Genomic DNA, 14,593 nt, shown 5'->3' with positions numbered 1-14,593 from the left:
ATAAATTAAGAAATTTTACATATTTTTTTGAAAAAATATGTAAAATTCACCAATAATCTATCATAAAAGACAGAAAAAACCGAATAAAGACTCCTTCATTCGATTTTTTCTTTTAACTTTTCAACAAAGAGATAGGCTGCGGGGCAGGTTAGAGTATTTTTAATAGTAAGATTATTGATTTGGTAAATCTTCTTACGGTCAGTATGTGGAAATTCACGACAGGCTTTAGGACGGACATCGTAGATGGAACAGAGATTATCGCCTCCTAGAAATGGACAGGGCATCGATTTGAAGACCTTATCTCCATCTTCATCTACTTGCAAAAACTCAGATTCAAAGGCTGGCAATTTCATTTTAAAGTATTTTGCGATACGTGTGATATCTGCTTCTTTAAAGTCTGGACCAAGACTCTTGCAACAGTTAGCGCAGGCTGTACAATCAATTTCAGTAAAAACTTCTTGATGGATTTCAAGGGAAATTTTATCCAAATTCTTAGGTGCTTTCTTTTTCAGATTTCCTAAAAACTTCCGATGCTCTTTTTGTTTTTGCAAGGCTAGTTGGTGATAATATTCGATATCGATTTCTTTTGACATAGTTTCTTTCTATTTTTTAATGTTGATACAAATATTTTTAGTTTATACATAAAATAAATTATGTAATATCGCTTCAAGACATAATTTTAACAATAATGAATCTCTCCATGCAGGACGAAAACTACCGCTATACTATCATTCTTTCTAAAAAAGGTTTGATGCAGTTGGTTAAAATGCCTTCTATCCAAGATTTTTGAGCGGACGATAGGTTTTCCGCATCTAAACATTCCTTTAGAAAATCCCGTACCTGATCAGGTGCTATTTCAAACTCAAAAGCCTTCATTTTGTAGAAAAAATCAAATAGATTATGAGATAGGTATTCTCTTGAAAATGGGATTTCTCCAGTTTTTCGATACATGATGAGAAGTCTAGAAAATCGAGCTTTTTCTTCGGGTATATCCTTAAAAAACGAGTTAAGCAACCAGACTTGCTTTTGTTTTCTTTCAAGAGGGTCTTGACTAGCAATGCGTTGATCCTTTTCAAGTTCTCTTTGATACTGTTTTGATTTTATAGAACGTTCTGTCCGATTTTTACCAAAGAGAATTTTTTCCCACTGGCGCTCCTCTAGTGTCAGTGTTTCTCTCAATCCAAAGTAATCCTGATAGGCACGTTCAGCTGGTCCCATTGCTAGAACCAGGTTATCCGCATATTGTTTAGCAATCTTGTCTCGCTTCTTTCGTTCCTTTTCAGCTTTGATGCGAAGTTCTTGCTCATAGTCAATTTTTTCTTTTCCCAGTTTAACAAGATAGAGTTGATCGTCAGATTTTCCAAGTAGAAAGGGTTTGATAAATTTTTCAAGGACTTCTTCCATACGAGCTTTCTTCAAAGTCTCTGCCTTAGTCCAACTTCCACCTTGAAATACCTCCAAAAAGAGTTGATAATCCTTTTCTGGTGAGAATTGATTACCTCGATTTGACTTGAAAGCTCCCTTTTTCCATAGCCAGTTGATCAGTCGCTCATCAAAATCTGTTTTATTAACTCGAATGGCTTCTTTTTTCTGGGCTTATCTGGTCAGATTTTCAAGCTTTCTGAGAAGTTTTTCTTCCTCTTCTAGCTGTTGATCTAGGCTAATTCTTTGGAAATGACGCACACAGTCACTCCCAATGGGAAAGAGACGTTTGCCAGTAACTCCGTTAAATAGTTCATAAGCATACTTAATAGCATTACCGCAGACACAATTGCTTCGACCGATTCCATTAAAAATCAAGGAAACTTCACTCCATTCTTTGGTAGCTTGTTCCCAGGTATCGGCTTTAGAGGCCTCTAAAACTGCATCATATAAGTTTTTTCTAACAGGAATGGACATGATGCCTCCTTTCTTTTTATACTTTAACGACTTCTACTTGGTCTTTACCAAGTAAAATCAAATATTTCTCAACTAATTCTATCTGATAAGAACGAGATAGAGCCTCTGCATAGAGAGATAATTGACCTCTATAACGTTCAACAAGCTGACTAGCATGCTCATAACGGTCTGTCTTGTAGTCAAAGAGAACAATTTTATCATCGTAAACTAGATATCCATCTAAAATTCCACGGACAACAAAATCTTCCTGACTCTTAGCATCTCTTTTCAACATTGAGAAAGGTTGTTCTCGATAGAGTTTATCTTGATTTGCAAGAATCTCTTGACCTAGAGCTGTATCAAAGAATGACAAGATTTTTTCTAGATTAACTTTATCTTTAACAGCTGAAGTTGCCTGAACTTGCTCCAAGGCTTCTGCCAAGGTTTCCAAAGTAGGTTTCTTAGCGAGATTGATTCGTTGCATCAATTCATGAGTAGCACTACCAATTTCAGCTCCAGTGACTTTTTCTGTCTTGGAGAAGTCTGGAAGTTCAAACTGAATCATAGTTTCTTTTGGTTTAGATTGACCAGCTACTACTACACCTTCCATATCCATGACTGGTTCATAAAACTTCTTAATCTGACTTGGGGTCTGAACACTCGGAAGATTAATCGCTGCACGGTGGATTTCATTATACACTTCCACTTCTTTCAGCATTTGTAAAGCTTCCTTAATGGTATCAGACTGACGGTTGCTTGCCTGAGAAAGATCTTGGAGCTGGCTTTTAGTTTCCAATTTACCGATCGCTTCTTCTGTCAGTTGTTCTTCACCCTCAAAACGAACACTAAAGTGTAAGTCCTCTTTAGAAAAAGCTTGATAGATGGCCCAAATCCAGTCCTGGAAATTTTGAGCATCTAGTCTCGTTTCTCGAGTCAAAAGACCTTTTCCATTTGTCAGATATTCTTTAGACTCTAACTTTTCGCGAGATCCTTTTCCAACTAGATAAAGTTTTTTCTCAGCACGAGTCATGGCTACATACAGTAAACGCATTAACTCAGAATAGCTTGCTAATTGGAGCTCCTCCTCATTTTGACTATAAGTCAAGCTTGGGATGGATAGCTTAATCGTAGATGGAACATATTCCTCTTTTGCATTTGTAGCTACTCTAGCAATATACTTGAGACCAAGGCCATTTTTTCTACTTAGGATAACTTCAGACATGGAATCTTGCTTGTTAAATTGCTGATCAATATTGAGAATAAAGACATAAGGGAACTCAAGCCCCTTACTCTTATGAATACTCATAAGCTCCACAGCATCCTTAGGTGGAGCTACAGTGACACTGGCAAGGTCGTGCTTGGCTTCCAAGACTTGATCAATCATAGTTATGAAACGTGATAAGCCTTTAAAATTACTCTTTTCAAACTGGTCTGCTCGTAGTGCTAGGGCATAGAGGTTGGCCTGTCTAGCCTGACCATTTGGTAAAGCACCAACATAATCATAGTAAAAACGTTCGCTATAGATTTTCCAAATAAGTTCATAAAGCGAATGCGTTTTTGAGAACAAACGCCAAGCATTAACAGTTTCCAAGAAAAGGTTAAGTTTTTTATGGAGTTCAGGCTTAATTAAATCCTTTTGAATACTAGTTTTTGTTTGAGTATTGACTAGTTTTTCATAAAAATTCTCTTGAACCTTATCCTCAGAATTTTGTAGAGCTAGACGAGCCAATTCATCCTCATCAAAGCTAAACATCGGAGACTTCATTAAAGCTACTAACGCGAAGTCTTGCAGAGGATTATGGATAACACGAAGAGTATCCAACATAACCTGCACTTCTAAAGATTGCAAATAATTGTTTTGAGCGCCATCCGTTTTAACTGGTATCCCATATTCCGACAAAGCAAGTAAAACCTGGTCATTCCGGCTTCTGCTGGCGGTCAAGAGAGCAATGTCATTGAAAGGAACCCCTTTATCATTATGAAGATGCAATATCTCCTTAATGACCATTCGCATTTCACCAGTTAGTTTGTTGGTCGAAAATTCTTCCTCTTCCTTAGAATCACCGTCAACATCCTTATCATACAAGAGGACTTCTGCCTTGTTTTCTGGATCAGGGTGTAAATCAGTATTTCCGAAAACAAGTTGATGCATGCCGTCATAAGAAATCTCTCCAACTTCCTCATCCATGAGATGCTTAAAGACGTCGTTGGTAGCATTTAGTACTTCTGAACTACTACGGAAGTTTTCCTTGAGCAGTATTAACTGACCTTCTTTGCTATCCTGAGCAAAACTATGGAATTTTTCATTGAAGATTTGGGGATCTGCCTGTCTAAAACGATAAATAGACTGCTTGATATCTCCCACCATAAAACGGTTATGCCCGTTAGAGAGGAGCTCCAACATTCTTTCCTGGATATGGTTGGTATCTTGGTACTCATCGACCATGACTTCGTGGAAACGTTCCTGATACTCTTTTCGAACTTGAGGGAAGTTTTCCAAAATCTCAATGGTATAGTGACTAATATCCGCAAATTCGAAGGCATTCTCTTCGCGTTTACGATTTCGATAGGTATCAACAAAATCACTCATAAAAACTTGAAAAATCTTTGCTAAGTCCCAAGACTCTTGATGATATTTTTCCTGGAATTTCAATAAAGTAATTTGGTCATTTAGTGCAATTAGCTTTTCAAACTTATCTTTTCTCTTTTGGTTGTATGCTTCTTTCAGTTCTAGGAGTTCAGCCTTGCGACTAGCATTTGTGAGAGCACGGCCACCCTTATCTTTAGAAATACTCACAACTCGCTCTAGAACTTCTTGATATTGATTAAAAGTTGATTCGTGAGTTAAAGAACTGATTTCATCAAGAACTTGTTGGACAGATTCTAAGTAGGCTGCTTTTCCAAATTCCTTGGCATCATTCTCTAAATGGTAACGGAAGAAACTTTCTAAATCCCAAAGTTTTTCTTTTATAGCATCTGCGAGTTTTTCTTTGGAAACTGTAAAATCAGCCTCTTCAAAGCCTTTTAGAAAAGAATTTTCTAGCCAAGCCTGAGGATTACTTGTAGATTGCAAAAAGTCATAAATCATGTAGACCTGTTTACGCAATCCACGTGCATCCTTGCTTTTACCCGCAAAGTTCTTGACCAACTGACTAAACTGTTCTTGTTCCTTACTTTGGTAGTGTTTTTCAAAAACCTGCCGAAAGACTTCGTTTTTTAAGAGGAGTTGCTCACTTTCATTCTGAAGAATGCGAAAATTTGGAGAGAGGTCAAGGAGATAACCGTGCTTGGTCAGGAATTTCTGGGTAAAAGAGTCCATGGTCCCGATCGCAGCATTGGGTAAATCAGCTAGTTGTCTGCTGAGGTGTTTTTTTAATTCCAGATCTTGAGTCTCTTGGATTTGTTGGCTGATTTTCTTTTCCAAGCGTTCTTTTAACTCGGTTGCTGCCTTTACCGTAAAGGTTGAGATAAAGAGTTGGCGAATTTCTACACCACGCGCTAGTTGATCAAGAATTCGTTCAGCCATGACAAAGGTTTTCCCTGAACCAGCTGATGCTGAGACCAGAATATTTTGACCAGAACTATAGATAGCTTGAATTTGCTCAGCAGTTTTCTTGGGTTTCTTGTTAGACTGAGCTTCTGCTACTTGCAAGGCTGCAATCTCTTCTTGGGATAAAAATTTCATCGCTCCAACTCCTCTCTGATCTTATTAAACCATGCTTCCTTGGCACTGCTCTTGGCAACCTTATCTAACAATCTAGCTTGACCTAGATGATAATTGGCTTCAAAACCTGTAATAGCTTGATATTGTTGAACATATGGGGCAATGCTTCTACCGTTTTCTGTATAAGGGTTGATCGCAAATTCACCAGATAAAATCTTCTCTGCCGCCTTCTTATAGATAAGGGCGTTATAGTCCAGCAATAACTGGAATTCCTCATCAGACAACTGATAGGTTTTGTTTTTATTATATAGTTCCCCAAGGTTCTTTATCTCTTTTTCGAGAAATAACCCTTGATATTTCATACTCTTTGTCGTTTCTGCCAAAGCCTTTGAAAGAGTTTTAACAGATTGTAAGGACTGAACTGGCTCAGCCATCTCTAAATACATAGCACCAAAGAAATCGGTATTTCCTTCTTTCTTAAGAGCAGCTAGATAGGTTGGTAATTGTGAATTAAGGCCGTTATAGAAGAGAGGAAAGTTAAACTGAGTTAGTGAAGATTTGTAATCGACAACACCAATTGCATCACTGGTTTTTAAGCGATCTATACGGTCAACTTTACCACGGACATAGACATTTCTGCCGTTTTCTAACTGAACAAAAGCTTGTTCCTTACCACCAAAGACTGCTTCTTCCTGAATTGTTTCAATTTCAGAATTGTGACGAAGTATATGCCCGGTTGCACGCGCAACGTCTAAAAGAACTTCCTTGGTTAATTGGGCTTCCAAACTTTCTTGATAAATGGCTTGAAACTCACGTTCTTGACTGGTTTCAGAGATTGCTTGTTCTAAACGTCGGTCAAAAGGTGTATCAACAGGAAGTTTCATAGCGCGTTCAAAAATACGATGCAAGAAATTTCCATGACTTCGTGCATCAGGTCGTAGACGCAATTCTTCCTGCAAGCCTAAGACATAACGAAGGAAATAACTGTATTCGTTTCGATAAAACTCTGTCAATCCAGAAGTTGATAGATAGAAATCTTGATCTTGAGGATACAAGGCTTCTAAAGTTTCAGTAGCTAAGGTCTTACTTTTTGGACTTGTCGGTAGGACAGGATTTTCAAGACCTTGATCTTCTAATTTTCTCCCCATAACACGAGCTAGAACCTTAATAAAGGTTAAGTCCTGCTCACTTGTCTCCGTATCACCTTGCTGGTGATAAGCAACAAGACTAGACAAAAGACTGTGATAAGAACCAATATCATCCTTTGATAGGTTTCTTCGATCGATTCTCTTTTCAATCTTGCTAAAACCAAAATCCTGCAATTCTTTCAGATAAACTGACTCTTTGCTCTCGTTTTCATTGAGTAAACTTGGCGCTGATAATACCAATTGCTTCTTGGCAGAATTGACCAAAGAAAGCATGGTATAGCGATTCTTCTTAAGGTTTTCATAGCTAGCAATCAATAATTGAGAACCCTCTTCAGTACCTTGGTTTAAAACTTCTCTTTCTTCATCACTCAAAAGACTAGTATTTTGGGTGATTTTAGGTAGATGATCCTGGGTTAAGCCAAGTGCATAGATGTAATCAGAAGTTAAAGGCGAGATCAAATCATAACTTTGTACCAGAACCGTATCTACCGTTGCTGGGATTGTACGATAATTTGATAAGGACATCCCTGAATGAAGAAGAGCCAAGAAATCATCTAAAGCAACCTGAGTCCCCTCAAATACGGTCGCAAATTGCTCCATTACGTGGCAAAATGCTTTCCATACCTCTTCTTGTCTTTCTTGCTCTGTCGCATCCATCGTTTCAGACAAGGATTGTAATTGCTTGGTAACAGATGCATCCTTCAAAAAATTGTTCCATTTTGTAAGGATATTTTCAGTCTTTTGCTTACGACTGGATAATAAAGTTTCTAGTGGGTTTTGAACACGAACACGAAGCTCATTTAATTTTTCTAAATCAAATTTTCCATGATGATTTTTTGTAAATTCTTGTTTAAAGTTAGAAAGTCCATCAATACCTAAATAGCGGATATATTGTTCAAAGCTATCAATTTCCTCTTGACTAAGGTCGGTATACAATCCAGTGCGTAGGAGATTAATCAAATCTTCCTGACGGAAATAGTACCGTTTGAGACGTCCCACAGATTCTACAAATTGAGTTAAAGGATGATGAGCCATAGACTCGCTTCTCCCTAGATAGAAAGGAATCTGATATTGATTAAAAATTGTCTCCAAGGACAGTTTATAAGACTCTACGTCTCCTAGTAAGATACGAAAATTCTTATAGCTAAGTTCTTGCTCTTGGTGCAATTTTTGGCGAATGCTACGAGCAACTAGCTCCAGCTCTTCTTTTTGTGTCAGACAAGACCAGATTTGCAAGTCTTCTCTATCCTTAGCATCCACTTCTAAGCTAATTTCAGAATAATCATAAGCACTTTCGAGAAGTCTTGACGCCTTGGCAAAAGCATCCAAGTTTTCATGTTCTTGACAGGCATCTTCTGCCTTGGTCTGATATTTATAAGCTAAATGACGTAAAAACTCAACACTGGCTTGATAGAGATTCCCTTCACTAAAAGGGCTAGTGTAGGCTTTCTTAGTCGCATATACGCCTATAATAATCTCAACACCCTTACGATGAAGCAAATCCACTAGGTGTTCCTCTTCTGCAGAAAAACGGGTAAAACCATCAATGACTAGGGCAATCTTACTAAAATCACTACTTACCTTGTTTTTTTCGATAGCATCAATCAGATAGGATAATGGACTTCCTTGTGAAACTTGACCTTGATTTAAATACGCTGTTATCTTTTCAAAAATCAAGAGTAAATCAGAGCGTTTATCAGCATCTGTCAAACTTTCCAAGTCCAAAAAACTCATCTTTGCAGTTGAAATTTCATGATAAATCTCAATCAGTTGCTGGATGAATTGCGAATCTTGTTTAATAGCCCCGTAAACACGTAAATCCTTAGGGTCAATCTCGGACAGACATTTATAGAAAGCCATACCAAGACCGATATCATCGAGACTTGACCTCTCAGGAATATCATTTAAAACCAGATAACGTGCCATTTGAGCGAAGCGCGTGACTGTGATAGCAAAAGAAGCCTGCTGACTCAAGCACTCCAGAACGGCACGTTCCTTTTCAAAAGAAAGAGAGTTAGGGGCGATATAAAAGACTCGTTTGCCTTGGGCAACCAGTCCTTGAGCCTCCTTGGTTAGGATATCTGTCAAAGAAGTCCGAATATCGGTATAAAGTAGTTTCATCTCTGCCTCGTTTGTTTTTTCATTCCCTTTTATTATACCATTTTTTAGGGTATAAACCTTTGATTAGGGTATTCTCTTTAGGGAGTAATTGATTTTATATTGACTGTACGAGGACATAAAAAACTATCCTTATTATTTTAAAGAATAGTTATTTGATATAACTTAGTAACATTTACTTCTTCATTATTTTACTTGCAAATGAGATTGGAGGATCGTTCCTATACTATCACTTAGGAAAAAAATGCAAGTAAATAAGCAAAATTAGGTTTGGTTAGTGGACAAAAAAGCTAGAAGATATTTTTCATCTTCTAGCTTTTTCTAACAATTAAAATAACTCTTTATAAGAGGCAACTATTTCTTCCAAGGTTGGCATGAATGGATTTCCTAGAGCTTTAGCCACATTACAAACGAAAACTTGTAGTCGCTTGGCACTATCACGTTCAACGACAGGAAGCGCACAACAAACGCAATACGGTGGGTGGTAAACAGCACCTAATTGATGAGTCATGGAGTGCACATACCCCATTTCCGCCTCATATATTTGTATCTCTAGTCCAGATCCAAGAAACCTTTATGAGGCGTCATGTTAAAGAAGGTCGCAATGTCTTGTAATTCTTGATCTGTAATTTCTTGTTTAATGACTCCACCTTGAGCACCAATTTGTGAAAAAATCATAGCAGCTTTTTCAATAACTTCAATCATTCCATAAGTCTCATCTAGTGAAGTACCCGATGCAAAGAGACCATGATGAGGCCAAAGAACAGCCTGAAATTCTGCCATTTTTTCTGCAGTTGCCTTCCCAATTTCAGTTGTACCTGGAGTCATGTAAGGTATGACCCCGATTCCTTCAGGGAAGACGACAATCGATTCCGCTTGCATTTTCCAGAGAAGTCGTGATAAGTGACGCTCATCTAATGGTTGAGTAAATGATAGAGCGATTAAGTTTGTTGGATGACAATGGAAAACCACACGCTGATTAGGATTTACTTTCATACGTTCCATATGACTCATTAAGTGACTTGGAAATTCTGAAGTTGGTTTTCCTCCATCATTAAAGCCCCACACCAATTCTGCATGTTGACCGTCATCTGTGATGCGGACTAAACCAAGATCATTTTCTGGATTTCCTGCTACATTTCTAAAGTAACGGCCAGTTCCTGTTACAAGATAATAATAGCCAGCCAAAGGGGAAGCATCGAAGCTGAGATCAAGTACTTCTTTTACTTCTGTCACATCCTCAAAAGAGGAAATTTCTTCCCCTGTCAATCGAAGGGAGACATTTCCCCCATTTCGTTCGTCCCAATAGCGTTCATAAGATTCTCTTGTCACTTCTCTCATTTTAGTGACATAAATAGATTCTACAAATTTTGTCATTGTTTTCTACTCCTTTATAATACTTTATTTTTATCCACGTATATTTAAAATTCTAGCTTCATTGTATCAAACATTTTTTCACAAGTTGCATCAAATCGGAACCTTGTTCATTATACAGAAGTAACTCCAAACATCACTATATGGGAACTTCTTCAAATCTTATGTATAAACTAATCGAGATGTGAAAACAAAGTCCAATTCCATTTGTTTATATTAATAACTTAGCTCCAACATTGCTTTCAAGAGAGCTTTGGGGCTATTTATAGTTCCAACTACTCAAGTAATAGTAGGATGGAAAGTATTCCAAAAATGTATTCCCGTTTTCTGTTAGATTTCCATAGCAAGAAACTTATGAAAAAAAATCTCAATCACTTCCCCAGTTCATTTGTCGCGATATGTGATAGAGCTCTTCCATCTTTCACCAACATATAGTCTACCATCAAAGTATCAAATGTCTACTCGATGCTACAATATCAATCTCCAAAAGGTAGATCGTTTTCACCCTCTTTTCCGATTCCTTTCTAACTTTATTTAACTATTTTTAAAAATATGTTACAATGTCTCTAAAACAGTAGAATAGTATCAAATATACAGGTGAGTTCAATGCAAAATCTAACTGAGTTTCTCCACCAAGAAACAGAGATTGAAAAACAACAGAAAAAAACTCAAACATTCATTTCAGAATTTTCTGAAATGAAATCCCAAGATCCCCATTTGCTCGATGATCTCTTTTTTCAAAATCGAGATATTTACATCAGCAAACAGAATCGCTATGCTCCTTATCCTCTTCATTCACATCAATTTTTAGAGCTAATTTATATTCATAGTGGGTGTTGTGAGCAGATCATTAATGGTCAGGTTTATACTCTTTTTCAAGGGGATATTCTCTTATTGGATGCGGGCGTTCAACATCAATGTAAAAGTTTGAATGAAGGGGATATTGTCATCAAACTACTCATCAAAGATAGTAACATTTCCTTACATGGTTTAGAAGAGATTCAAGGAAATAATAGTCTCTTGTATCATCTACTTCTTAGTCGGTATAGCCATCTAGGAATTACTGAAAATTTTATTATTCTTCGTTCCCAAGAAATCCCAAGAGTACCTCAACTACTTAACCGTATGATGGAAGAATATTTTTTCCAGAATGATTTTTCCCAGGAAATTCTCAAGCATTCTTTGAGTATCTTACTCTTCGAATTAGCACGTTCTATGCCAAGCGCACAAGAAAAAATCCTTCAAACTAGAAAAGAACCCTTTCTACAAGTCCTTGAATTAATTGATAAAGACTACAAAAAGATTACCTTAGCGAAAGCTGCAGATCAATTGAATTTTAATAAAAACTATTTGAGTAACCTTGTGAAGGAAAAAAGTGGCCATACCTTTACTAAATTAGTACATCAAAAGAAATTAATGACTGCGAAATTACTAATTCAATCAACGGATTTTTCTATTGAAAATATTTGTCAAACCGTAGGATTCAGCAACAAAACTTATTTTTATAAACAATTTGCACTACTGTATGGAATTAAACCTTCAGAAATGAGAAAGAGGTAAAAGAAAGTTACAAATTTTTAAGATCGTCCATAAATCCCAAAATGCTGTAATGTTAATCATGATATGGAGCAAAATGGGATAATAGAGAGAATGAGTTTTTCGGTAGAGGAATGCATAAATTGCTCCTCCACTTGCATAGGTGAAAAAGGCGAGTGGTGTTAAACCTGAACTGACATGCACATAGCCAAAGACACAGGCTGATAGTAAAACATCTCCATACCAAGGTGAATCTTTCAAAAATGTATTCATCAGAACTCCTCGGTAAACCATTTCTTCTGTAATTGGTCCTAGCAGACAAACAATAAGTAAAAGATAAGGTAACTCTTGTCGCCCTGTCATCTCAGTCAATTCATTTAAAGCGATTTGATTGGACGTTGCTGGGGTTAAAAAGGAAAACACAATACCTGAAAGATAACTGACTCCATAAGCAAGAAGCAAATAAACTGGATATCTCCATTTCCACTTCAACTCAAGAATTCTTCTACCTTCGAATACTAGTAAATAAAGAATAGCTAGAAAAGTAACGCTAAACTCTAAAAAAGAAAGAATTTGAAAAAATTCTCTACTAGCAGGTACAAACCTACCTGCAAAATGATTAAAAATCCACCAAAACCAAGTCTTCCTATAAATGATTACCAATAAGGCTAGTAAAATCTGTACTACTCTTTTTTTCATGCCAAGTCCTCTGCTTTTTTATCCATTATCAGTGCAATATTAAATATATTACTAGTTTAGTATATCATATTTTTGTTATCTATCTACTAAAAACCTAAATAGAAATGGCATTTCACTTAGCTTTAGACTTATTTGCCTCAAAATATGCTATAATATAGGCAAAACACGTAAAAAGGAAATACTATGATTAAATTACTTGCCCTAGATATGGACGGAACTCTTCTCAACGAAGCCAAGGAAATTCCTCAAGCTCATATTGATGCCATTCATAAGGCTATCGAAAAAGGTGTCAAACTGGTTCTCTGTACTGGACGACCTCTCTTTGGGGTTCTTCCCTACTACAAGAAACTCGGTCTTGATTTGCAAAATGAATACGTCATCGTCAACAATGGTTGTTCTACCCACCAAACCAGCGACTGGAGCCTTGTTGATTGGAAGGAACTTAGCAAATCTGACATCGAATACCTCAATGACCTTGCTGAAAAGAGTGAGGTTCAGTTAACTCTCTTTGATGAGGAACACTACTTCGTACTCGGAGGCAAACCAAATCCTATCGTTGAATATGATGCCACACTTGTCTTTGCTGACCTGACTGAAATCTCACTGGAAGAAGCTACTAGTGGTAAATATCGTATGTTCCAGGGAATGTTTTTAGGGACAAAAGAACAAACAGATGACTTTGAACAACGATTTGCTGATGAACTTTGTCAAAAATTTAGCGGTGTTCGATCTCAACCAGTTATCTATGAAGCAATGCCACTCGGTACGACCAAAGCTTCTGCTCTTTCTCGTTTGGCTGAGATTTTAGATATCCAACCTTCTGAAATCATGGCTATGGGTGATGCCAATAACGACATTGAGATGTTAGAGTTTGCTGGGTTGGGGATCGCCATGGGTAATGCCAGCGACCACGTAAAATCTCTCGCTGATGCCGTAACTGCTAGCAATGAAGAAGACGGCGTTGCACGAGCTATTGAAAAATATATTTTGTAGAAAATAAGCCCAGTCAACTAGTATTTCTAGCCAACTGGGCTTTTATTTTTTTAAAATTTAAAAACTTTAGAAACTCTTTAGAAATGCTTGACGATTCTTTGATATCTTTGCTTTATACTAGAGTTATAAAAATAAAACATCTTATACTCTTCGAAAATCAAATTCAAACCACGTCAGCTTCGCCTTGCCGTACTCAAGTACAGCCTGCGGCTCGCTTCCTAGTTTGCTCTTTGATTTTCATTGAGTATTAAAGGTTAAAGGAGAAAACTATGAAAACAGTCCTCGAAATCCATGGCTTGTCCAAACAATTTGGCAAACAACCCATTCTACAAGATCTTAATCTCTCAGTTAAAGAAGGAGATATCTATGGACTTATCGGAAAGAATGGGGCTGGTAAAACAACTTTGATTAAAATCATTACCCAATTATTATCTGCTGACCATGGAACTATTTCCCTCTTTTCTAGTCAAGGGTATAAGGAGTGCACGAAAGCCCTATCTCGAGTAGGTTCAGTCATTGAATCCCCAGTAGCTCACAATCATTTAACAGCCTATCAAAATCTAAGATACTATTGTACTATTCGACATATCCCAAATGCCGATCAAGTCATTCAGGAAACATTAAAGTATGTGGGGTTAACAGATACAGGAAGAAAAGTTTTTCGAGACTTCTCTCTTGGGATGAAACAACGCTTAGGCATTGCGATTGCCCTCCTATCAAAACCAGACTTTCTCATCCTTGATGAACCTATCAATGGACTTGACCCAATCGGTATCAAAGAGTTTCGTCAAATGATTCAACGTCTGAATCAAGAACTAGGAATAACAATTCTCATCTCTAGTCATATCTTGTCAGAACTCTATCTGGTTGCCAATCGCTTTGGAATATTAGACCAAGGGAAAATCATTCGAGAAATCAGTAAGGCCGAATTTGAGACACTGAATGAAGACTATATTGTTCTAAAAACAAGTGACAAAGAAAAAGCTAGTCAAATCTTAAAAGACAAAGTGCATCTTGAATTTAAAGTTGTTAATTCTGACAATGAGATTCATATTTTTAGTCATGAACAAGATGTCAAACGCATTCTCAAAGAACTTACTCTAGCAGATGTTGATGTGGATGAGATTTACTATGCTCGTCAAAATCTTGAAGAATACTTCACACAATTAGTAAAATAGGAGAA

At 37.1% G+C, this 14,593-nt stretch carries 8 protein-coding genes and 2 pseudogenes; 3 read left to right on the top strand and 7 right to left on the bottom strand.

The genetic code is table 11. The features are described from left to right. Positions 1-95 precede the first annotated feature (95 nt). The 6 genes and pseudogenes from ACORHT_RS04805 to rhaD form a co-directional block, all read right to left on the bottom strand. Entirely contained in the window at positions 96-593 is a 498-nt protein-coding gene (locus ACORHT_RS04805; RefSeq protein WP_434350794.1) for a YkgJ family cysteine cluster protein, read from the bottom strand. Positions 594-720: 127 nt separating this feature from the next. Beyond that, positions 721-1,899: pseudogene (locus ACORHT_RS04800) on the bottom strand (hypothetical protein). Between the two features lie 16 nt (positions 1,900-1,915). Beyond that, positions 1,916-5,563, bottom strand: coding sequence for a helicase-exonuclease AddAB subunit AddA (gene addA, locus ACORHT_RS04795; protein WP_434350793.1), 3,648 nt, complete (start codon positions 5,561-5,563; stop codon positions 1,916-1,918). Continuing rightward, positions 5,560-8,811 (bottom strand): ATP-dependent nuclease subunit B, encoded by a 3,252-nt coding sequence (rexB, locus tag ACORHT_RS04790; protein ID WP_434350792.1) that lies wholly within the window; start codon positions 8,809-8,811, stop codon positions 5,560-5,562. The genes addA and rexB overlap by 4 nt, the downstream gene beginning before the upstream one ends. Before the next feature lie 325 nt (positions 8,812-9,136). Beyond that, positions 9,137-9,379: pseudogene (locus ACORHT_RS04785) on the bottom strand (hypothetical protein); the annotation flags it as partial. Further along, positions 9,361-10,185 (bottom strand): rhamnulose-1-phosphate aldolase, encoded by an 825-nt coding sequence (gene rhaD, locus ACORHT_RS04780; protein ID WP_434350791.1) that lies wholly within the window; start codon positions 10,183-10,185, stop codon positions 9,361-9,363. The pseudogene ACORHT_RS04785 and the gene rhaD, both read right to left, overlap by 19 nt. 603 nt (positions 10,186-10,788) lie before the next feature. On the opposite strand from rhaD, the gene ACORHT_RS04775 reads away from it, so the two are divergent. Further along, a complete protein-coding gene (locus ACORHT_RS04775; RefSeq protein ID WP_434350790.1) occupies positions 10,789-11,742 on the top strand; it encodes an AraC family transcriptional regulator in 954 nt (317 codons plus the stop codon). On the opposite strand, the gene ACORHT_RS04770 is transcribed toward ACORHT_RS04775, so the two are convergent. Further along, on the bottom strand, positions 11,722-12,417 hold the full coding sequence (locus ACORHT_RS04770; protein WP_434350789.1) for a lysostaphin resistance A-like protein: 696 nt from the start codon (positions 12,415-12,417) through the stop codon (positions 11,722-11,724). The two genes, ACORHT_RS04775 and ACORHT_RS04770, sit on opposite strands and share 21 nt — an antisense overlap. Before the next feature lie 183 nt (positions 12,418-12,600). On the opposite strand from ACORHT_RS04770, the gene ACORHT_RS04765 reads away from it, so the two are divergent. Next, positions 12,601-13,410, top strand: coding sequence for a Cof-type HAD-IIB family hydrolase (locus ACORHT_RS04765; RefSeq protein WP_414318579.1), 810 nt, complete (start codon positions 12,601-12,603; stop codon positions 13,408-13,410). A 269-nt stretch (positions 13,411-13,679) separates the two neighbouring features. Continuing rightward, positions 13,680-14,588 (top strand): ATP-binding cassette domain-containing protein, encoded by a 909-nt coding sequence (locus tag ACORHT_RS04760; RefSeq protein WP_434350788.1) that lies wholly within the window; start codon positions 13,680-13,682, stop codon positions 14,586-14,588. Positions 14,589-14,593: the final 5 nt, after the last annotated feature.

The sequence above is a fragment of the Streptococcus sp. KHUD_014 genome (assembly GCF_051106275.1).
In the GTDB taxonomy this organism is placed as follows: Bacteria; Bacillota; Bacilli; order Lactobacillales; family Streptococcaceae; genus Streptococcus.
This window is presented reverse-complemented; position numbering and strand designations above follow the sequence as displayed.

Bases quoted from the DNA above. Each gene is read 5' to 3' on its own strand.
- ACORHT_RS04770 (WP_434350789.1), bottom strand. From the start codon at position 12,417: ATGAAAAAAAGAGTAGTACAGATTTTACTAGCCTTATTGGTAATCATT.
- ACORHT_RS04805 (WP_434350794.1), bottom strand. From the start codon at position 593: ATGTCAAAAGAAATCGATATCGAATATTATCACCAACTAGCCTTGCAA.
- ACORHT_RS04760 (WP_434350788.1), top strand. From the start codon at position 13,680: ATGAAAACAGTCCTCGAAATCCATGGCTTGTCCAAACAATTTGGCAAA.
- addA (WP_434350793.1), bottom strand. From the start codon at position 5,563: ATGAAATTTTTATCCCAAGAAGAGATTGCAGCCTTGCAAGTAGCAGAA.
- ACORHT_RS04765 (WP_414318579.1), top strand. From the start codon at position 12,601: ATGATTAAATTACTTGCCCTAGATATGGACGGAACTCTTCTCAACGAA.
- rexB (WP_434350792.1), bottom strand. From the start codon at position 8,811: ATGAAACTACTTTATACCGATATTCGGACTTCTTTGACAGATATCCTA.
- ACORHT_RS04775 (WP_434350790.1), top strand. From the start codon at position 10,789: ATGCAAAATCTAACTGAGTTTCTCCACCAAGAAACAGAGATTGAAAAA.
- rhaD (WP_434350791.1), bottom strand. From the start codon at position 10,185: ATGACAAAATTTGTAGAATCTATTTATGTCACTAAAATGAGAGAAGTG.